The sequence below is a fragment of the Methylophaga sp. UBA2496 genome (genome assembly GCF_002341635.1).
Lineage (GTDB): Bacteria > Pseudomonadota > Gammaproteobacteria > Nitrosococcales > Methylophagaceae > Methylophaga.
This window is the reverse complement of sequence record NZ_DDOK01000001.1, coordinates 24814-45992: the sequence shown is the minus strand read 5'-3', so window position 1 is coordinate 45992 and position 21179 is coordinate 24814. Positions and strand designations below refer to the sequence as shown.

22 protein-coding genes are annotated in these 21179 nt (G+C 45.5%); 11 read left to right on the top strand and 11 right to left on the bottom strand.

Annotated features, from left to right (window positions below; translation table 11 throughout):
• The first annotated feature begins 23 nt into the window (after nucleotides 1-23).
• The 7 genes from pcnB to B2W60_RS00195 all read left to right on the top strand — a co-directional run bounded on the left by pcnB (nucleotide 24) and on the right by B2W60_RS00195 (nucleotide 6451).
• Entirely contained in the window at nucleotides 24-1397 is a 1374-nt protein-coding gene (gene pcnB / locus B2W60_RS00225) for a polynucleotide adenylyltransferase PcnB (protein WP_292361429.1), read from the top strand.
• On the top strand, nucleotides 1397-1885 hold the full coding sequence (gene folK / locus B2W60_RS00220; protein WP_292361428.1) for a 2-amino-4-hydroxy-6-hydroxymethyldihydropteridine diphosphokinase: 489 nt from the start codon (nucleotides 1397-1399) through the stop codon (nucleotides 1883-1885). Before pcnB ends, folK begins: the two co-directional genes overlap by 1 nt.
• A complete protein-coding gene (locus B2W60_RS00215; protein WP_292361427.1) occupies nucleotides 1882-2541 on the top strand; it encodes a deoxynucleoside kinase in 660 nt (219 codons plus the stop codon). The genes folK and B2W60_RS00215 overlap by 4 nt, the downstream gene beginning before the upstream one ends.
• Nucleotides 2538-3332, top strand: a complete 795-nt coding sequence (gene panB / locus B2W60_RS00210) for a 3-methyl-2-oxobutanoate hydroxymethyltransferase (protein WP_292361426.1) — start codon at nucleotides 2538-2540, stop codon at nucleotides 3330-3332. Before B2W60_RS00215 ends, panB begins: the two co-directional genes overlap by 4 nt.
• Complete coding sequence (gene panC / locus B2W60_RS00205) at nucleotides 3332-4186, top strand: pantoate--beta-alanine ligase (RefSeq protein WP_292361425.1); 855 nt, start codon at nucleotides 3332-3334, stop codon at nucleotides 4184-4186. Before panB ends, panC begins: the two co-directional genes overlap by 1 nt.
• 51 nt (nucleotides 4187-4237) lie before the next feature.
• The gene (gene panD, locus B2W60_RS00200) at nucleotides 4238-4618 is read left to right on the top strand and encodes an aspartate 1-decarboxylase (protein WP_292361424.1); all 381 of its coding nucleotides are present in this window, start codon (nucleotides 4238-4240) and stop codon (nucleotides 4616-4618) included.
• A 117-nt stretch (nucleotides 4619-4735) separates the two neighbouring features.
• On the top strand, nucleotides 4736-6451 hold the full coding sequence (locus B2W60_RS00195) for a lysophospholipid acyltransferase family protein (protein ID WP_292361423.1): 1716 nt from the start codon (nucleotides 4736-4738) through the stop codon (nucleotides 6449-6451).
• A 2-nt stretch (nucleotides 6452-6453) separates the two neighbouring features.
• On the opposite strand, the gene B2W60_RS00190 is transcribed toward B2W60_RS00195, so the two are convergent.
• Together B2W60_RS00190 and B2W60_RS00185 are read right to left on the bottom strand one after the other, a co-directional pair.
• Nucleotides 6454-6912: a YchJ family protein gene (locus tag B2W60_RS00190; protein ID WP_292361422.1), complete on the bottom strand. Its 459-nt coding sequence runs from the start codon at nucleotides 6910-6912 to the stop codon at nucleotides 6454-6456.
• Nucleotides 6912-7706: an SDR family oxidoreductase gene (locus B2W60_RS00185; RefSeq protein WP_292361421.1), complete on the bottom strand. Its 795-nt coding sequence runs from the start codon at nucleotides 7704-7706 to the stop codon at nucleotides 6912-6914. Before B2W60_RS00185 ends, B2W60_RS00190 begins: the two co-directional genes overlap by 1 nt.
• A 114-nt stretch (nucleotides 7707-7820) precedes the next feature.
• Here B2W60_RS00185 and B2W60_RS00180 point away from each other — a divergent pair, with 114 nt between their 5' ends.
• The 3 genes from B2W60_RS00180 (at nucleotide 7821) to B2W60_RS00170 (ending at nucleotide 12197) form a co-directional block, all read left to right on the top strand.
• Nucleotides 7821-10550, top strand: a complete 2730-nt coding sequence (locus B2W60_RS00180; RefSeq protein ID WP_292361420.1) for a cation-transporting P-type ATPase — start codon at nucleotides 7821-7823, stop codon at nucleotides 10548-10550.
• 18 nt (nucleotides 10551-10568) lie between these two features.
• Nucleotides 10569-11096 carry a hypothetical protein gene (locus tag B2W60_RS00175; RefSeq protein WP_292361419.1) on the top strand — a complete coding sequence of 176 codons (528 nt, stop codon included), beginning with the start codon at nucleotides 10569-10571 and terminating at the stop codon, nucleotides 11094-11096.
• A 72-nt stretch (nucleotides 11097-11168) separates the two neighbouring features.
• Nucleotides 11169-12197: a CNNM domain-containing protein gene (locus B2W60_RS00170; protein WP_292361418.1), complete on the top strand. Its 1029-nt coding sequence runs from the start codon at nucleotides 11169-11171 to the stop codon at nucleotides 12195-12197.
• On the opposite strand, the gene B2W60_RS00165 is transcribed toward B2W60_RS00170, so the two are convergent.
• Together B2W60_RS00165 and B2W60_RS00160 are read right to left on the bottom strand one after the other, a co-directional pair.
• Nucleotides 12181-13752, bottom strand: a complete 1572-nt coding sequence (locus B2W60_RS00165) for a hypothetical protein (protein ID WP_292361417.1) — start codon at nucleotides 13750-13752, stop codon at nucleotides 12181-12183. The genes B2W60_RS00170 and B2W60_RS00165 overlap by 17 nt on opposite strands.
• Nucleotides 13753-13764: 12 nt before the next feature.
• Entirely contained in the window at nucleotides 13765-14445 is a 681-nt protein-coding gene (locus B2W60_RS00160; RefSeq protein WP_292361416.1) for a tellurite resistance TerB family protein, read from the bottom strand.
• Between the two features lie 105 nt (nucleotides 14446-14550).
• Here B2W60_RS00160 and B2W60_RS00155 point away from each other — a divergent pair, with 105 nt between their 5' ends.
• Complete coding sequence (locus B2W60_RS00155; RefSeq protein ID WP_292361415.1) at nucleotides 14551-15075, top strand: retropepsin-like aspartic protease family protein; 525 nt, start codon at nucleotides 14551-14553, stop codon at nucleotides 15073-15075.
• Here the strand turns inward: B2W60_RS00155 and B2W60_RS00150 are convergent.
• From B2W60_RS00150 to B2W60_RS00120, 7 genes are all read right to left on the bottom strand, one after another.
• The gene (locus B2W60_RS00150; RefSeq protein ID WP_292361414.1) at nucleotides 15061-15777 is read right to left on the bottom strand and encodes an ElyC/SanA/YdcF family protein; all 717 of its coding nucleotides are present in this window, start codon (nucleotides 15775-15777) and stop codon (nucleotides 15061-15063) included. The two genes, B2W60_RS00155 and B2W60_RS00150, sit on opposite strands and share 15 nt — an antisense overlap.
• 61 nt (nucleotides 15778-15838) lie before the next feature.
• Nucleotides 15839-16540: a lytic transglycosylase domain-containing protein gene (locus B2W60_RS00145; protein ID WP_292361413.1), complete on the bottom strand. Its 702-nt coding sequence runs from the start codon at nucleotides 16538-16540 to the stop codon at nucleotides 15839-15841.
• Nucleotides 16541-16545: 5 nt separating this feature from the next.
• Entirely contained in the window at nucleotides 16546-16998 is a 453-nt protein-coding gene (locus tag B2W60_RS00140) for a CopD family protein (RefSeq protein ID WP_292361412.1), read from the bottom strand.
• A 10-nt stretch (nucleotides 16999-17008) separates the two neighbouring features.
• Complete coding sequence (locus tag B2W60_RS00135) at nucleotides 17009-18538, bottom strand: fumarate hydratase (RefSeq protein WP_292361411.1); 1530 nt, start codon at nucleotides 18536-18538, stop codon at nucleotides 17009-17011.
• Nucleotides 18539-18540: 2 nt separating this feature from the next.
• On the bottom strand, nucleotides 18541-20253 hold the full coding sequence (locus tag B2W60_RS00130) for a proline--tRNA ligase (protein ID WP_292361410.1): 1713 nt from the start codon (nucleotides 20251-20253) through the stop codon (nucleotides 18541-18543).
• Nucleotides 20254-20343: 90 nt separating this feature from the next.
• Entirely contained in the window at nucleotides 20344-20679 is a 336-nt protein-coding gene (locus B2W60_RS00125; RefSeq protein ID WP_292361409.1) for a phenylpyruvate tautomerase MIF-related protein, read from the bottom strand.
• Nucleotides 20680-20690: 11 nt separating this feature from the next.
• Nucleotides 20691-21140, bottom strand: coding sequence for a DUF4124 domain-containing protein (locus tag B2W60_RS00120; protein ID WP_292361408.1), 450 nt, complete (start codon nucleotides 21138-21140; stop codon nucleotides 20691-20693).
• Between the last annotated feature and the right edge of the window lie 39 nt (nucleotides 21141-21179).

The following is a 21179-nucleotide window of genomic DNA, read 5'->3' as shown; positions in this document are numbered from 1 at the left end:
AAGCATGGTATTATTCGCTCCTTATGCTTTCGATAAATTCACTCATTAACTCATTCAAACGGATCAAAGCCGGTAAAAAAAGCCGTGCAGCTGCTGAGGGAGCTGCGCCACTTATTGTGCCTCGAGCTGACCATAATATTTCTCGTGATCTCATCAGTCCCAGCGCACTAAAAGTACTTTATACCCTTAAAGATGCAGGTTACGAAGCATATCTGGTGGGTGGTTGTGTACGGGATTTGTTACTGGGTTATGAACCCAAAGATTTTGATATCACCACCAATGCTTTGCCTGAACAGGTTCATCGTTTATTTCGCCGTAGCCAGCTGATTGGCCGACGTTTTAAACTGGTTCATGTACGTTTTGGCCGTGATGAAATTATTGAAGTAGCGACTTTTCGTGCGCCACCTGAAGCGAAAAATCATGTCGATGATCAAGGCCGCATCATGCAGGATAATGTGTATGGCACATTAGAGCAGGATGCCTGGCGGCGGGACTTCACCATTAATGCCCTTTACTACAATATCCGTGATTTTTCAATTGTCGATTACACCGGTGGTATTGCTGATTTACAAGCCGGTCTGATTCGGTTAATTGGTGATAAACCGGTTCGTTATCGCGAAGACCCGGTGAGAATGTTGCGTGCTTTACGGTTTATGGCAAAGTTAGGTCTCAAACTGGAAGCTGAAACCGAGCAATTGATTGTTGATTTGGCACCATTACTAGGCGATATTCCTCCGGCCAGATTATTTGATGAAACCTTAAAACTGTATTTAAGTGGACAGGCCGCTGTGACTCACGAGCTGCTTTGTCACTATGGTGTGTTTGATCATCTTTATCCGCAAACAGCGGCTTTACTGCATCAGGAAAAAGACGGCTATCCACGAACATTGCTGATGAAAGCGCTGGAAAACACCGATAAACGGCTGGCTGATAATAAACCGGTTACGCCGGCATTTTTATTCGCTGCATTACTATGGGAACCGCTGCGCCAACGTTGGCAGCAGTTAAGCAAAGAAATGCCGGAGATACCGGCTATGCAACGTGCAGCTGGTGAAGTCTTGTCCGAGCAAATTCAGACTGTGGCAATACCCAAGCGCTTCAGTCTTGTCACCCGTGATATCTGGACCATGCAACCCCGTTTGACACGTCGTCAGGGTAAACGGGCATTTGCTTTGTTGTTGCACCCTAAATTTCGTGCGGGTTACGATTTTCTGGCACTTCGGGCACAGTCCGGTGAACCGCTGCAGGAATTAACTGATTGGTGGACAACTTTTCAACAAGCATCGGCAAACACCCAATCCGATATGGTGAATGCCTTAGGTGCGGGTGGAGAAGCAGAAAAACGTAAACCACGTCGTCGCCGTCGCCGCAAACCAGTTATTAAAAAAGTTGAATAATGCTGGTTTATATTGGACTTGGCAGTAATCTGGAAAACCCGCTGCAACAGATTAAAACCGCCATCAATGATTTGCAGGCAATCGCTGAAATAACCATTGTTTCAGTATCTTCCCTTTACCAAAGTCCGCCAATGGGACCAGCAGATCAGCCGGATTACATCAATGCTGTATTAGCATTGAAAACAATCCTTAATCCGCACCAGTTACTGGACGTTTTACAGTCCGTAGAACAATTGCATGGTCGAGAGCGTAAACGGCATTGGGGGGAACGGACACTGGATTTGGATATCTTGCTCTACGGCGATCAGATATTGGATGATGAGCGATTGAAAATACCGCATCCAGGCATGCATGAACGAGCCTTTGTGTTATATCCGTTAGCTGAAATAGCACCGGATGTTGAAATTCCCGGTATTGGTAACTTGCAGGAAATATTGCCATTATGTCCGCAAGGTGATTTACAACAAGTGGAATACACTAGCTTATGAAAACATTGTCGCATCGTTATATTGTTGTTGAAGGCCCGATTGGTGTCGGCAAAACTCATCTGGTCAAACGGTTGGCGGAGAGCTTTTCCGGGAGCACATTATTAGAAGCACCGGAACAAAATCCATTTTTAGAACGTTATTATCTGCATCCCAAGCAATCGGCTTTGCCAACACAATTAAGTTTTTTGATGCAGCGCGTCAAGTTAGCCAAAACCTTACAGCAGGACGATTTATTCACTTCGCTGCACGTGGCGGATTTTATGCTGGAAAAGGATCGCTTGTTTGCACAGATATCACTGGATGATGATGAACTGGCTTTATACAACATGGTTTATGAAAATCTCACTCTGCATCACCGGACGCCAGATCTGGTGATTTATCTGCAAGCCTCTTTGCCGACATTGAAAACCCGGATTTCGCAGCGCGGTATAAGTTATGAACAACATGTCGAAGATGCTTATCTCAAACGTCTGGCGGATTCCTATGCTGACTTTTTCCATTATTACGATGCGTCACCGTTACTGATTGTCAATGCCGAGCAGATTGATCTGGTGAAAAGTGAAGCCGATTACCAGCAGCTGCTGGATCAAATTTGCACTATTCAAAGTGGTCGGCAGTACTACAATCCGCTGCCGGTGAAAGAGAAAAAAGCATGAGCCGTCTGAGTCTGAATCAGCTGCGTAAAATGAAAGCTGAGCACAATAAAATTGCTGTATTAACGGCCTATGATGCGACGTTCAGTCATGTACTTGAACAGGCTGGAGTGGATATTGTTCTGGTTGGCGACTCGCTGGGAATGGTGATTCAGGGGCAGGAAAGCACTTTGCCAGTGACAATGGACCATATGGTTTATCACACGGCGAATGTGATTCGCGGCAGTGAAAGCCTGTTTGTGATCACCGATATGCCTTTTATGAGCTATGCCAATATTGATCAGGCTTTGCATAATGCCGCCCGTTTGATGGCTGAAGGCGGCGCACAGATGATTAAACTGGAAGGCGGTGCTGAACAGGTTGAATTAATCTCGGCATTGACCCGGCGTGGTATTCCGGTCTGCGGCCATCTCGGATTATTACCGCAGTCGGTTCATAAACTGGGTGGCTATCTGGTACAGGGCAGAGAACAGGCCGCGGCAGATAAAATCTTGCAGGATGCGATCAGTCTGGAAAAAGCAGGTGCCGATATGTTGGTACTTGAATGTGTGCCTGCTACCTTGGCAAAACTCATCAGCGAAGCGTTAACCATACCGGTGATAGGTATTGGTGCTGGAGCTGATTGCGATGGTCAGGTGTTGGTGCTATACGATATGTTGGGTATTACGCCGGGTAAACGGCCGCGTTTCAGCCATGATTTTCTGGCTGATTGCGGTCATATCCCTGCGGCAATCAGCCGTTATGTTGAAGCTGTTAAAAACGGCAAATTCCCCACTGCTGAGCAACAATATTAATGCAGATTGTTGAGTCTATTCTGAGCTTGCGTGGCCAGATAAAAACCTGGCGCGTGGCGGGTGATACCGTTGCATTTGTCCCGACCATGGGTAATCTGCATGATGGTCATATTTCACTGGTCAAAAAAGCCCAGACATTGGCTGATAAAGTGGTCGTCAGTATTTTTGTCAATCCATTGCAGTTTGATGACAAACAGGATTTAGCGAAATACCCACGCACATTACAGGCGGATATAAAAAAACTGATGCAGGCTGGTTGTAATCTGTTATTCACGCCTGATACTGACGTTATGTATGCACAAGGACAGGATTTTCATACCTTTATTCATGTACCGGGTATGGATGACAAGCTCTGCGGACTGGAACGACCTGGACACTTTGATGGTGTGGCCACCGTGGTCACCAAGTTATTCAATATGGTGCAGGCAGATGTGGCGGTGTTTGGTGAAAAAGATTACCAGCAATTATTACTGATTCGGAAACTGGTAAGCGACTTAAATCTTCCGGTGAAAATCGTTGGTGCGCCGACAGTAAGAGAAAAAAATGGGCTTGCAATGAGCTCACGCAATCAGCACTTAACCGACACACAGAAACAGCAGGCCGCTAGTTTGTATTCGAGCTTAAAACAACTTAAACAGCAGCTGGAAACTGGCGGCCAGGATGTGAATTTTTTATTGGCACAGGCCCATTCCCAATTAACGGCTGCCGGATTTACACTCGACTATTTTGATATTCGTCGGGAAAAGGATCTTCAAGTGGCGGATCCCGCAGTGGATAAAGCCTTGCGATTGCTGGTGGCGGGGCGGTTGGGAAATGTTCGTTTGATCGACAATATTGCCTGTAACCTTGCTTGACTATACTGAAAAAGCGATAATATACGGCTTATTGACGGAAAATTTCCCGCTATGCATCTGACACTGTTAAAAGCTAAACTACATCGTGCCTGTGTAACTCATTCCGAACTGGAATATGAGGGGTCATGTGCAATTGATGGTAAATTGCTCGAAGCCGCCGGCATTCACGAGTACGAGCAAATCCATATCTATAACGTTGCCAATGGTGAACGTTTTGTAACCTATGCAATTCGTGCCGAAGACAATTCCAATATTATTTCGGTGAATGGTGCAGCAGCGCATAAAGCATCACCGGGTGATCGAATCATTATCTGTGCTTATACTGCAATGGATGCAGAGGAGCTGAAAAGCTTCAAACCGACGCTGGTATATCTTGATGAAAATAATGATATTACCCATATGCGTCACGCGATTCCTGTCCAGGCGGCCTGATTAAAACTCTTCAGATATAACGGTTTGCGAGACTGTCACCGAACAGTCATCAAACCGTTATTTTTTTGTCATATATATTCTCTAGACTTTGCGGCATGAAGTTATCAGAGAATATGTATGCTCAATATTGAACAGGCTGTTCAACAAAAATTTCCCAATTTTCAAAAGCAAAAACCCTGGGTCAGAATACCGACTTTAGGCTTTCTCCGAAAAATCACCCATGAGCAAGAAGTTAATCGTTTCCTCGAACAGCATAAGCAGCTTGAAGGTTTTGATTTCATTGATGAAGTTCTGGATTATTTTAACTTCAGTTACAGTATTACCCATCGTCACCGCAATAATATTCCTGCCACTGGCCGGGTGGTAATTGTTGCCAATCATCCATTAGGCGCGTTGGATGGATTATGTTTGTTAAAGCTGGTGGGAGAGGTCAGGCGCGATGTGAAAATCGTTGCCAATGATATGTTGCTGAACTTTTCCGCATTAAGTTCATTGTTTCTGCCGGTTGATAACCTCTCAAAATCTACCCGTAAAAGCAGCGTGGCACGTATTGTCGAGTGTTTGAATAATGATGAAGCCGTCATCGTGTTTCCTGCCGGTGAAGTTTCGCGAATTCGCCCCGGTGGTGTTCGGGATGGTAAATGGAACAGCGGGTTTTTAAATTTTGCCAGGAAAACCCAGGCACCTATTTTGCCAATTTATGTTGAAGCCAGAAACTCATCGCTGTTTTACAGTGCTTCTATGGTCTACAAACCTTTATCCGGCATGATGCTGGCGCATGAAATGTTCAACAAAAACTCTAAAACCATCTCAATGCGGGTAGGGGAAACGATTGCCTATCAGCAGATTGAACAGCTGCCATTGGTCAAAGCGGAAAAGGCCAAATTATTACGTCGTCATTTGTATCGGCTGGCCAAAGGTAAAAAGCCATTATTTGTGACTGAACAGACGATTGCTCACCCGCAGGAACGCCGGGCGATTAAAAAAGAATTACAGCAAGCTGAATTATTGGGTGAGACAGCCGATCATAAGAAGATATATCTGTTTGATTATCAGGCGAATTCTGCTGTTATGCAGGAGATTGGCCGGTTACGGGAAATTACCTTCAGACAGGTGGGTGAAGGCACGGGAAAAAAACGGGATTTAGACCAGTACGATCGGGATTACCGGCATCTGATTTTGTGGGATGAGCAGGAGCTGGAGATCGCTGGTGCTTACCGGATTGGTGAAGTTGCTCGTATTATGGAGGCAGAGCGTGATATTTATACCAGCGAGCTATTCAGTTTTAACTCGGCGATGCAGCAATATTTTCCGGTTAGTATTGAATTAGGTCGCAGCTTTGTCAGCCCTAAATACTGGGGAAAACGCAGTTTGGATTATCTGTGGTATGGCATTGGCGCCTATCTCAAACGCTATCCAGAGATCCGTTATCTGTTCGGGCCGGTCAGCCTCAGCAATACTTATCCTGATTTTGCCAAGGCGTTGATTGTCAGTTTTTATCAAAAACATTTTGCAGATACGGAATCTCTGGCGACTGCCAGAGTACCGTCCATTTTTGATACAGAGCTGCAACAACGAGTGTATTCAACGTTAGTTAATCAAGATGCCGATAGTGACTTTACAGCGATGCGAGAGCAGCTGACACATATGAATGTGACGGTACCGACGCTATATAAACAATATGCCGATATTTGTGAGCCGAGAGGTGTACGGTTTATTGATTTTAATATCGATGCCAGTTTCGGTAACTGTATTGATGGTCTGGTGATGGTAGATTTACAGCAATTAAAGCCTGCCAAGCGCAAACGCTATTTAGGTGAGTCAAATACCTGACATCATCCGTGGCAGCGTTTCAGTTTTTTGCCACTGCCACAAATACAGTTATCATTACGACCAAGTTTTATCGGCGGTAAAAACTCGCCGTCAATATAAAACCAGTGACCTTGCTGTCGACTGAATCGAGAGCGTTCGTGTAACTGTCCGATAGGGTTATCTACATAAAAGGCAATAAATTCCACTTCCGCCTCATCATCAGTTTCAGCGTGATCCACAATGGTTAAACCTAGCCACTGTGTGGTTTCCATAGTTTGCTGCAAATTAAGCAAATCATCCGGCTGTCGTTGCGATGGGTGCAATGTCGCCTGTAAATAGCTGATATTGTGCATTACAAAGGCGCTGTAGCGAGAACGCATTAATTGCTCAGCTTTAATAGCAACCTCTTTACCTTGATGCAGCAAGCCACAACACTCGTCATAAATAGATTGACTCTGACAGGGGCAAAGTTGGTTTTTCATTAGAAAGTAATCTTCATTAAATCAGGGTGTTGAAAGGTATAGTTTAACTTTGATTTAACTTTTTGATTGCTGATTATTTTGTACTTAATCTCCGTTTCAGTATCAAATTCCGGTGGTGACAGGCCCATTAACTTTCTGGCATAACCGTAAAACTCACGTTTGCTGGGATGTGTATCCGCACAACCATTAAATATTTCGCCCCAGGCTTCCTGTTGCAAAATGGCATTGATAATACCCAGGCAATCATCCAGATGAATCAGGTTCACTGGAGCATCGGCTTGTGGCACGCTGCGACCATTACGGAAAAATCTGCCAGGATGGCGACGGCTATCAATTAAGCCGCTGAAGCGGACTATTGTCGTTTTAAAGTGCGTATTGTTTTGAAACAATTGTTCGATTTGCCATAACACGCTGTTGTGATCTTCGGCGTTTTCATCTTCAGTGACTTCCCGGTTAAGATTCTGATACACCGAAGTGGAACTGATAAACAAGACCTTTTGAATTGGTGATGTTTCAATTTGCTCAATCAGCCTGGCGAAGCCGTTAATGTTTTTCGAGGTGATATTGATAATCAGAATTTCACTGTCCAGAAATTCACTGATTTCAGATAATTGGTCAATATCAACATGAAATGCGCGTGCACCTGTAGCGTCCAGTTCGGTAAAACGCTCATGATGCCGAGTCGAGGCTCTTACTCTAAAAGCTTGTTTATAAAGAATAGTTGCAAGCGGTAATCCCAGCCAGCCGCTACCTAAAATACTGATGGTGTTAATGATAATTTCCTTAGAGCACAATTAAACAATAAGCCTATTGTGCAGCTTGATGCAGATCAAGTGAAAGCTCATTGTTAATAAGGCATTTGTTTAAAAACGGTATGCTAAAGTTATGAGCCTTACCAGGAGCTATCTATGAACGAAGATATGCAGAAACAACCTTTTGAAAAATCATGGCATCACCTCAGCTTTGAGGAAAGTCTGTCACAACTTGATAGTGATAAGCATGGTTTAGGGGCTGAAAAGATTGAACAACGACTGCAGCAATTCGGTCCTAACCACTTGCCACGTGCAAAAGGGCGTTCGGCCTTCGTCAGACTATTAGCTCAAATGCATAATTTGCTGATTTATGTTTTGTTAGGTGCTGCGTTTTTAACCGCCATACTTGGTCACTGGATCGATTTTTGGGTCATCCTGGCGGTTGTCATCTTAAATACCATTATCGGTTTTGTTCAGGAAGGAAAAGCCGAAAAGGCGCTGGATGCCATCAAGGATATGTTGGCGCCTCATGCTACAGCGCTCCGTGATGGACATAGGCTTCGAATTGAAGCAGATCAACTGGTTCCCGGTGATGTAGTGGTATTGGAGCCGGGCGATAAAGTGCCAGCGGATTTACGGATATTCAGTGCTAAAGGTTTACAGATTCAGGAAGCCGTATTAACTGGCGAGTCTGTCGCTGTTGAAAAAAATAGTGAGCCGGTCGCGGTTGACGCTGTGTTAGGCGATAGGCTATGTATGGCCTACTCAGGCACATTAGTGACCTCCGGGCAGGGGCATGGTGTTGTTGTTGCAACCGGCGCACATACCGAGATTGGTCGAATCAGTGGCATGATTTCCGATATCGAAAATCTCACCACTCCGCTGTTAAAGCAAATGTCCGTGTTCTCCCGCTGGCTGACTTTGGTCATTATGGTCATCGCTGCTTTGGTATTCAGCTACGGTTACTGGTTGAATCAGACACCGGCTATTGAAATGTTCATGATTGTTGTCGGCGTGGCTGTCGCCGGTATTCCCGAAGGATTGCCGGCGATTTTGACCATCACGCTGGCAATTGGTGTGCAACGCATGGCCAGCCGTAATGCGATTATCCGGCGTTTGCCAGCGGTAGAGACGCTGGGCGCAGTATCGATTATCTGCTCGGATAAAACAGGTACATTAACGCGTAATGAGATGACCGTTTCCACAGTGATGAGCTTAACAAACAACTATTCGGTCAGTGGAGTGGGATATGCACCTGCTGGAGAGTTCATCATTGATAATCAACCTGTTGAAACGGAACAGCACCCAACGTTAACGTTACTTTTGCGTTGTTCAGCTATTTGTAATGATTCGACCTTAAAGCGACGTGATGATGACTGGCTGGCAGAAGGTGACCCGATGGAAGCCGCAATGCTCACCGCAGCATTAAAAGCGGATTTCACGCTGGAGGAATTGAAACAATATTATCCGCGTCGGGATGTTATTCCTTTTGATACTGCCCATCGGTTTATGGCCACGCTGCATCATGATCACCAAGGGCATGATTTTATAGCGGTTAAAGGTGCACCGGAAAAACTCATCGAACTATGTCAGTTTCAGCGTACTGATGAAGGTGATGTCGAAGTCGACCAGGCCTATTGGCATTCACAGATTGAAAAAATTGCAGCAGACGGCCAGCGTGTATTGGCGGTAGCCACTAAAACGGTCGATCACAATACCGGTGAATTGCAATTCGAGGATTTAGATCAAGGACTGGTATTGCTGGGCTTGATTGGTTTGATTGATCCTCCTCGGGAAGAAGCCATCACTGCGGTCAGTGAATGTCATAAGGCGGGAATTCAGGTCAAAATGATCACTGGTGATCATGCTGCTACTGCGGGTGCCATTGCGAAAAAACTAGGTCTGAAGAATACGGATAACGTGCTTACTGGCCATGATCTCACTCAATTGAGTGATACGGAATTGCAGCACTTGGTTCAGCAAACGGATGTTTTTGCACGAACGGCACCAGAACATAAATTACGGTTAGTCAGTGCCTTGCAGGCAAATGGTCATGTTGTTGCGATGACCGGTGATGGTGTCAATGATGCACCTGCCTTGAAACGAGCTGATGTCGGGATTGCGATGGGACATGGCGGTACGGAAGCGGCCAAGGAAGCAGCTGAAATGGTATTGGCAGATGATAACTTTGCTTCGATTGCCAGAGCAGTGCGAGAAGGCCGCACAGTGTATGACAACCTGAAAAAAGCCATTTTATTTTTATTGCCCATCAATGGTGGTGAATCATTGAGTATTATCGTGGCGGTAATGGCCGGCATGACCTTGCCAATAACGCCATTGCAAATTTTATGGATTAATATGGTGAGCTCAATCGCTCTGGCGCTATCTCTTGCATTTGAGCCGGGAGAAGAAAATGCCATGCGCCGTCAACCCAGAAAGCGTGATGAAAAAATGCTCTCCGGTTTCCTGGTCTGGCGCATCAGCTTTGTGTCATTACTGTTTGTGATTGGTGTCTACGGCATGTTTTTATGGACCCAATCTCAGGGAGCCTCACTTGAGCAATCCCGAACTTATGCTGTCAATACGCTGGTCGTTATGGAAGTATTTTATTTGTTTAATGTGCGTTGTCTAAGCAGTGCATCCTGGTCAATTAAACAATGGTTTACTTCGCATATCGTATTTATTTCCATCGGCCTGGTTATTGTCTTGCAGTTGATATTCACATACGCCCCGATAATGAATACCTTATTTGAAACAAGACCTATTGGTTTACGACACGGTATGGAAATTATTGCAGTAGGTGTGATGATGTATTTGATTTTAGAGGCCGAAAAGTGGTTACGTCGTAAAATGACAGGCATTCAACAGACTGGAACTGCCAGCTAAGTGAAAAGTCATATTGCTATGAAAAAACTATTAATGCTTTGTTTGATTTTGATAAACCCTGTTCATGCGAATGGGATTTTTACTGATGGGGATGAGTTGTTACTGCAGACCTCATTATGGACGAAGCATTATAATCCGGAGCCGGATCATAATAATCATCAAAAGCTGTTCAATCTTGAATATTATTTCAATGATGAGGTGAAGCTTTTTGTTGTTCCGAATCAAGCCAGTTGGCGTGATGATGTCCGCTGGCTGGCAGGTGCTGCGACGTTTAAAAACAGTTATGACCAGCAGACGCTCTATCTTTATGGCGGCGGTCGCTACGATTATGACTTAGGTGAAAATACCAAAGCTTATGCCAAACTGACCGCCGGGCTTTTGTATGGCTATCGCGGGGAATATAGAGATAAAATTCCTTTGAATGATCTGGGCGTTGCACCGGTCATTTTACCGGCTTTCGGTGTTCAGCATCGCAGGGTAAACCTTGAAGTTGTGCCGTTTGCTGCTGCAGGCGTGATGGTTAATGCAGGCTTTTATTTTCGCTGAATAGTATTGATATACAGTAATTTATGTCCAGTGTATTATGACTGTCCCCTGTAACTGGAGCTGTTAACCCTAATGACTTTACTTATCGCTTTTGCGGTACTTTCAATTCTTGTCTCATTTGTTTGTTCTATTCTCGAAGCGGCATTACTATCTGTCACTCCTAGTTATATTGCCCAGCAGAAAGAGCATAAACCTAAGCTTTACAAACAGCTTAACCGGCTTAAAGATAAAATCGATCAGCCTCTAGCCGCTATTCTGACGCTGAATACAGTCGCGCATACGGTAGGCGCATTAGGCGTTGGTGCACAGGTAACCGTGGTTTTTGGTAATGGCTATCTCGGTATTGCCTCAGTAATTATGACGCTATTGATTCTCATACTTTCAGAAATTCTGCCTAAAACAATTGGTGCAAAATATTGGCGGAGTTTGGCCCCCATCTTGCCCCCGATTTTAAATGCCATGATCTGGATGTTAAAACCTTTTATCTGGGTGTCAGATCAGATGATGAAATTGATCGGCGGCAAAGAACAGCAGGGTGATATTCGTCTTGAAATCAAAGCGATGACCTCTCTTGGACATGAGTTAGGGGAGCTGGACGAAGATGAGTCACGCGTTATTGCCAATATTCTGGATTTACATGAAATCCGCACAAGAGACATTATGACTCCTCGAACTGTCTCCGAATATGTTGGTCCGGATGAAACCATTGCGGAATTCATCAAACGCTCGCAAGAGGGACAATTTTCTCGCTATCCGGTTCTTGATACAAATGAGTCGCCATTAGGCGTGATTTTCCGACGCGATGTTATTGGGGCGGATAGTACTACGAAAGTTTCTGATGTCATGAAACCGATTGTAGTGGTGACTGATCAGAAAGATGTTGAATCGGTCATGACTTTGTTAATGAAAGAACGCCAGCATATGGCAATTGTTTATGACGAGTACGGAAGCTGGTTAGGTCTTGTGACCATGGAAGATATTTTTGAAACGATTATCGGAAAATCCATTATGGATGAAACGGATGATATTCCAAACATGCGTCGTTACGCCAAAAAACTGTGGGAAAAACGCCAGCGTAATACGCCTAATCTAACGAACTAATGCTTTTGTTGAACATCCAGCGTAATGACAGAGCAATAAAGCTGGAAAGACCAAATAAAATCAATATGATAGGCCAGGGAATTGGCGAGGGGCGTGGATTCACTGGTTCTTGTTGTTTTAATGATTGAGGCATATCACGTGTTGCCAATTCAATAGTGACCCACTCATCGCGATCATCTGGTGCCGTTTCCAGATATTCGCTAAAGCTATACACCGGTGCATCTCCTGATACCCGGCTTGATGGGATTTGTGGAATCCGGACAAACCAGATGGCTTCAATTGAATCTGCAAGTGTTTGTTCGTAGGGTGTCAGTGAGCGGGGTGGTTTAGTGGCAGTCAAACGGATTAAATCTTCGCCAATGGCATCAAATGCTACTGCGGGTAACAGCCGTGTTGTTTCAGTGATGAGATAGTCATAAATTTGTCTGGCAGCGTCCAAATCCATTTCGGTAATGACCGTATAAAAATAGGCTCCGATAGCCTGTACATAACCATTTATGCCCCGCTCAGGTACTTCCCAGCCTAAGGCCCGTAAGGTATCGATGCTGATACCAGTGCAATTGGCACCAGCATGGTTATAGAGAAATTCATGCCGGTAAAAATAGTTCATTACCTGATTAATTGATTGCTGAAACTCGGTGGCTGCCTGGCCGTTTTTAAGCGTGGCCACCAGCATGTAGGATGGGCGATAATAATTCTGTCCTGCATTAAGATCCGCCAGGTAATTATCCATCGGGGTGACGGCCGCAAGAATACCTTTTTCACTGATCACATCAAGGTTATAGAAATTATTCACCAGCCAGTCATGATAGCTGCCATCAGTGTTAAATTGTCCGGTGATTACGGCGAAATGACCTGCAAGTGCTTCATGATCATCACCCTGAGCACCATTCAGCATCAGTCCAAAAACCGGTTTTCCGGCAGCACCCATGGCAGAGCCGGGGGTGCGTTCCCATAATAACCGGCTTTGATGTGGTTGCCGTACGCCACCATCATCTGCCTGAATCAGGGTTTGTAAGTCTTCATCTGCATTTAGGGGGAGTAACTGAAAGTTGGTAATGACAAAATCCAGCGGCCAGACCGTGCGGGCTATAAACTTGTTGTCGATCCATTCGCCGCGTAGGCGTATATCACGTTGGTTAAAAAATGCGGTGGTATCCTGATTCCAGAATGACTGGTTCTGAGGGATTTGCTTAACGGTTTTAAATGGGACTTTTTTCCCATCTTTTATGCTGATGAGTTGGCCTGAAGCATCGAGCTGTGCAGACTCTATTAAATCTGGGGAAGCTATCCAGACGGCGATGTCATCGTTGATTTCAGATTGTTTTTCCAACCATTCTGGCAGCTTGACTAATGATGAAGCGGGGGTAGGGAGGGGAGCGATAATTTCATTGTTGAAATACCATTTAGCCTGTTCAGACAGATTACAGTCAGTACAATTTCCAGTGGTCAGTTCTGCATCAACTGTTTCAACTGAGACAGTATCAAAGAGGGTTGTTGACTGCGCAAAACTGCTGCCCAGCAACATGAAAAACAGCGAGGGTAAAAATGACATGCGCAAAGCATATCATGAGACAGCGTTATTTTTAGCCTGATGGATTTCAGCTTTTAATGCTTCATCGAGATTTAGCTGACGCGCCAGTTCATCCAGATACGCTTTTTCCATAAAGCTATCTTCATCAATCATGATCAAACTGGCCAGATACATTTCAGCAGCCATTTCCTGAGTTGACGCTAACCTGGCAATTTCAACCGGGTTGACCGGCTTTTTTAACTCTGAATCTATCCATTTTTGTAATTCGGAATCATCGGTATATTCAGCAATTTGCTGATCAATTAACAGACGCTCCTGATCATCGATATGTCCATCCGCCTTGGCGGCCCCGATCATGGCTTGCAGAATGACCTGACTGTGACGTTCAGCCTCTGCTGCGGGTAACTTGTCTATGGTTTGTGGCGTGGCTTGTGGTGCTGTTTGCAGGTTATTTTGCTGCCAGTTCTGATAGGCTTTAAATGCAACAGCCCCCAGCGCTGCTACACCACCGTATTTGAGTACACTGCCACCCATTTTGCGTGCCTTTTTATTGCCAAGCAGCAGCCCCACCGCTGTTCCCGCTAAAGCACCGCCACCCGCACCCGTTAAAAACTGACCTATTTTATTGTCACCACTGCTGGAACCATTATTTTGTTTATCGAGAAATTGCTGACCAGATTGTAAAAGTTTATCCATCAGACTGCGTGTGTTCATTTGCCAATGTCTCCAACTTGGATGTAATTTGAGCTACTTGCCCGCATAATGTCATTCTGACAGTCGTTATACTGAAATGGTTTTACCTTAACTGAAATAGCTTAAATGAAAATGAATCCCGCACATCAACAAGGCTCGTCAAAAGCATTTACCATTATTTTCTGGTTGTTATTAATGGGGTCACTGACATTGTTTTTTAATGGTTTCATTGAACAGAAACATAACCCTAACCGGCATCTGGTGGAAATGGATGCCGGTCTGGGCTCAGATGTCGTGCTATTGAGAAATCAGGCCGGACATTATGTTGCTCCGGGGTTTATCAATGGCCATGAAGTGACCTTTTTGCTGGATACCGGGGCGACCAATATCAGTGTGCCTGCAGGAATCGCCAGAAAAGCAGGTTTGAAGCAGGGGCGCCAGGCCATGGTGAATACCGCAAATGGGGTTGTACCCGTTTATGCTACGGAATTAGAGACCGTGCAGCTGGGAGCGATAAAGCTGCAACACATTCGGGCGCATATTAATCCACATATGTCTGATGATATTGTATTGCTGGGAATGAGCTTTATGAAACATCTTGATATGACCCAGCGCGAGGGGACACTAACGCTGCGATTACCGAATGTCTGATGTCGTTCGGTTACTCTCGACAGCCCATTTTTCATAATGTGAACCGGGCTCACCTGGCTGAAAACAACACGCTACCCAAAAATTACCAATCAATTCTGTTATGACTGATTTTGCGCCATCACTGCTTTTCCACCATTGTTTAAGCTCAAAATTATGTGGTGCGGCGGCATAAATACCAACATTAACATCAGGAAAGGCCTGTTGATACAAACTGCGGGTGCGCCTGGCATGTACATGGCTGGTATGCACATTTAGTTCGGTTAGTGTTACACCATGTAAAGTGAACCAATCCCTGACCATAACGGCACTCAGATAAGTACGTTCCTGAGCCGATTCGGGGGCCGGTATCACGATCAGTTGCTCTGCAGACAATCCCTGGGTCAGCATGAAATCGCCGGCCTGCTCTGCATACGAGGCATGGGCTGGATTTACAAAACGATCATTAGGTCCGCCAGTAGTAATCATGTATTGATATTCTTCTGCATGAAACATGGCCAAGGCAGATAACAGGCTGTTTTCATCCTGCCAGCCTTCCACCACCAGGTAAGTACGATCAGCGGCGGGCTGATTGGGAGCAAGGATAACGGCCAACTGTTTTAAAAAATACAGGCTGCCAAGTATCAGCAACAATAAAATAAGCAAACTTCCCCAGAGTGTGGGAAACCATATTGGTCGTTTTCGAAATAAGGCAAAATTAGACAAACAGTCGATCCCTGATTAATACCGGCAATAGAGAAGAATAGATCAAATTAAGTTGAATGAATTATCCTTCCTGCCCATATCGATGATGCAAAATCCCAACACGTTCAACATACACTTCTGTCTCGGCAAAGGGAGGGATTCCTTTGTAACGTTTCACTGCACCTGGACCGGCGTTATAAGCCGCTGTAGCCAATTTGATATCGCCGTTGAAGGTATCAAGTAATCCCGACAGATATTTCACGCCACCTTCAATATTCTGCTGCACGTCAAACGCATTGGTGACACCGAGATCCTTAGCGGTTCCGGGCATCAGTTGCATCAGCCCTTGTGCCCCTTTTTTGGAAAGTGCTTTGGCATTAAACGCCGATTCAGCATGGATTACCGCACGCACAAGCGCTGCATCTACTTTGTACTTACCCGCCATGGTTTTAACGGTATCAGCATAATCGGAAGTATTCAGGCTGATGGTATGCCAATTGATCTTGGAGGTCGGATTACAGGCGTAACAATCATAAGCCAGCACCTCGAACTCACCATTTATCGGTCTTTGATCGGAAAAGCTGAAGCTTTCACCATCATTGGAAAGTGACTTATAAATAATGGTTTTATTACTGTTAATCGACGTCGGTTTGCGTACATCTATATCGGCATTCGTAAATTCCACCACGCCATCGCTATTGCGAACCTGCTTAATATCATTGGCCAGCACACTGCTGGTTAACAGCAGTGAACACAGTGGAATATATAAATGCTTAGCAATCATAGGATCTAAAAATAGCGTCCAGCCGAGCCAATGACAATCACAATTAACCCTAGAATGAGATTTGCTCGAACAAATTTACGAATTTTATCCAGTTCATTGGCTGAGGCTATCCAGTCGTGTTCGGCAACAGCCCATTTAAGTTTTCTGAATGGGTTAAAAAACACATGTAGGAACAATAGAATCATAAATATTCCGAGTAATAACATGATATGTACATGAACACCGACACCGCCCATGCCGCCCATCATAAACAGCATGCCAAACCCGGTAACCAGGATGGTGACAATGGATGCCCAAACCCATGGGAAAAAACGTTTAAATACACTCGCCCAAAGTGGAAAACGTTGCTCTGGTTCAAGCATGGTAGCCGCGACGGGGCGTAAAAACATAAAGGCGAAAAATAGTCCGCCTACCCAAATGACCGAAGCCAGTAAATGTAAACTTATTGCAATGCCCATAATAATTTCTCTAAGTTGTTATCGTTTTAATGGGAATGCCAGCGATTTTCTGCTGCCACTCTTGAGGACCGGTTTGATGTACTGACCGGCCTTGGCTATCCACTGCTACAGTGACCGGCATATTCTCAACATAGAACTCACGAATGGCTTCCATGCCGAGCTCTTCAAAAGCGACCAATCGAGAAGATTTAATCGCTTTCGATACCAGATAAGCAGCGCCGCCCACGGCAATCAGATAGGTAGATTGATATTGTTTAATCAAATCAACCGTTTGTTCACCACGCTCGGCTTTACCTATCATGCCTAACAGACCGGTTTTAGCCAGCATGGTTTCAGTAAATTTATCCATCCTGGTTGCGGTGGTGGGGCCGGCAGGACCGACAATTTCATTTTTCACCGGGTCTACTGGCCCGACGTAATAAATAAATCGATTATGAAAATCCAGGCCTTCAGGTAAGGGTTCGCCTCGATCCAACAGGTCGGCTATTTTTTTATGAGCGGCATCGCGACCGGTTAAAAAATGGCCGGTCAGCAATAACGTATCACCCGGTTGCCATTGTTTAATCTCACCATGCGTCACGGTATCAAGATTAATATGTCGGGTGTTTTCAGCGGCCTGCCAGGTGATTTCCGGCCAGTCATTTAAGGAGGGCGGAGTGAACGTTGCCGGGCCAGATCCGTCCAGGGTGAAATGCACATGACGTGTAGCAGCACAGTTCGGAATCATCGCTACCGGTAAGGAGGCTGCGTGGGTGGGATAATCTTTGATTTTGATATCCAGAACGGTCGTCAGTCCACCTAAGCCTTGTGCGCCAATGCCCAGGTTGTTGACCTTTTCATATAACTCAACACGTAATTTTTCAGTGGCGGTTTGCGGCCCACGTTCAATCAAATCCTGAATATCAATATCTTCCATCAGGCTTTGTTTGGCCATCAGCATGGCTTTTTCGGCTGTGCCACCAATGCCAATACCCAGCATACCCGGTGGACACCATCCGGCACCCATTTTGGGCACGGTTTCCAGTACCCAATCCAGCAGACTGTCACTGGGGTTCAGGATGGTGAATTTGGCTTTGTTTTCGCTGCCACCGCCTTTGGCGGCAATATCAATTTCTATCTTGTCGCCGGGAACCAGTTCGGTATAAATCACCGCCGGTGTGTTATCACCAGTATTTTTACGACTGCCAAGGGGATCGGTAACGATAGACGCACGCAGCACATTATCCGGATGTTGATAGGCCTGACGAACGCCTTCATTCACCATCTCTTCCAGGCTTTGGTCGGTCTCCCATTGCACTTGCATACCAACCTTGAGAAAGATATTCACAATGCCGGTATCCTGACAAATTGGCCGATTGTTTTCGGCGCACATGCGTGAGTTCACTAGAATTTGCGCTATGGCATCTTTTGCAGCAGCTGATTGCTCACGTTCATAGGCTTTGCTCATCGCATCAATAAAATCTCTGGGATGATAATTGGCAATAAACTGCAAGGCATCAGCGATGCTTTGTATAAAGTCCTGTTGGCGAATCACCGTCATTTTTAAAGTGCTAACTTCTGTTGGATGGCGGCCACTACATCATTTAAAACAAATTCATCCGCTTCGCCGGACGCACGGTGTTTATATTCAATCACACCGTTATCTAGTCCACGCTCACCAAGAATAAGGCGATGTGGAATACCAATAAGCTCCATATCAGCAAATGCCACGCCTGGACGAAGTCCACGATCATCGAGTAAGACATCAATACCGGCAGCGAGTAATTGCTGGTAGATTTTTTCCGCTTCATCGCGAACCCGTTGTGATTTATGCGCATTGACCGGTACCAATACCACTTCAAATGGTGCAATGGCTTGTGGCCAGATAATGCCATTTTCGTCGTTATTCTGTTCAATGGTTGCGGCCACCACTCGGGAGACCCCAATGCCATAACAGCCCATAGTAATCACCTGGGATTGTCCGGTTTCGGTTAACACCACAGCATTCAATTTGCTGCTGTAGTTTTCGCCGAGCTGGAAGATATGTCCTACTTCAATACCGCGGGCAATTTCCAGTGTTCCCTGACCATCCGGACTCGGATCTCCGGCAACCACATTGCGTAAGTCAGCGGTTTCGGGTTCCGGGCAGTCACGACCCCAATTTACGCCGGTCAGATGTTTTTCATCTTCATTGGCACCGCAGACAAAATCAGCGATATGTGCAGCCGCATGATCAACCACCATTGGAATCGTCAGCCCGACTGGTCCGATAGAACCGATATTGGCACCGGTGGCTTCATGTACCTGTTCCGGGGTGACAAAGGTTAATGGCGCTGCAATTAAGGGATGTTTTTCTGCCTTGATTTCATTGAGTTCATGATCGCCACGTAATACCAAAGCGACAACACTGTTTTTAGCCGCTCCTTCAACCAATAACGTTTTCAGACATTGTGCAGCCGATACCTTCAAAAAAGCACTGACATCTTCAATGGTATGTTTGTGGGGAGTATCAACGGTTTGCATGGGGGCAGATGCCGCAGGACGAGCACCGGCAGGTTTCACTGCTTCAGCCAATTCAACATTGGCGGCGTAGTCACTGGCATTGCTGAAGGCAATGGCATCTTCACCGGAGCTGGCCAACACGTGGAATTCATGTGAGGCATTACCACCAATACTGCCAGTATCGGCCAGTACTGCACGGAAATTCAAACCGATTCGCTGGAAAATACGTGTGTAAGTTGCATACATATCATCATAGGTTTGCTGCAAAGAGGCTTGATCCACATGGAAGGAATACGCATCTTTCATCAGGAATTCGCGGGCACGCATTAAACCAAAGCGCGGACGAATCTCATCACGGAATTTGGTCTGGATTTGATAGAAATTGACTGGTAATTGCTTGTAACTGCGAATTTCCTGACGTACCAGATCAGTAATGACTTCCTCGTGAGTCGGACCGTAGCAGAATTCACGTTGATGGCGATCGGTAATACGTAATAATTCAGGACCATATTTCTCCCAGCGCTGGCTTTCCTGCCAGAGTTCAGCAGGTTGTACTGAAGGCATCAATACTTCCTGAGCACCGGCTTTATTCATTTCCTCACGTACGATGGCTTCAGTTTTACGCAACACCCGCAAGCCCATCGGCAACCAGGTATACAGACCAGATGCGAGTCGGCGTATTAATCCGGCACGAAGCATCAGTTGATGGCTGACGATTTCGGCGTCTGCAGGGGTTTCTTTTAAGGTGGAAATAAGCAGCTTCGAAGTACGCATGGAAAACGTGATTCCTGTTAATTAGTTATGGTGATGGATATAAAAAAGACCGCGCTGACAGATAGAATATCAGCGCAGTCTGCTTTGCACTTAAAAAGTGCTGTGATCCCAGCCCCAGTTCTGCCGTTCGGAGTCAGTCATACTGATATAAGTCCGACTGCCGCTGACGCCAATCTGTTCTTCAATCATCGTACATAAAGCATCAGAAAGCGCTTTTCTGTCACTGGGTAAGCCGAGCGATCGATAATCCAGAATCGCTGCAGGCTCAGTGCTACCACCAAACGACATTGCGGTTTTTGATTCAACCGCGATCATCACGTAACTTTCCGGTTTACCGGATGCCTGTGCGACAGTTTTACTGGCCACCTTCAATAACGCGGCTTCATCATTAATGGGTTGATTGGTCACAATATTTAAATAAGGCATGGTTACTTCTCCTATTCGCAGAATTGGTTAACTTGCTGTTGAAGCGTGCTTATTTTTTGCTGTCTTTCTTCTTCGGTGGGGCGGGTGACATTGCCCTGCGCATCCATCATTCGACGGCCGGGATTATTTTGGTACTGTTGCAGATTATATTTGGCAACCCGGCAGTTTTCTGCCAAAGCTTCAGCGGCGAGCTGTTCCTGTTGCTGTTTTTGTTGTTCCTCTTCGCGCGCTTTATCGGTCGCCTTTTGTGCTTCAATAAGCGACTCAACTTGTTTTTTAGCTGCTTCCGGATTCATTGATGGCGGCGGTGGCGTGCCCATCTTTTCATAGGGTTTGTCGACTGGTGGGGTTTGTGAATAGATAACATCACCATCATCATCGATCCACTTATAAGCATCCGCCTGAACCGCCATGGCAAATACTAAAGCAAGACAACAACAGCTTAATTGCGGTATAAACATCGCGGGTACCTGATAAAATAAATCGTTATTCTACGCCAA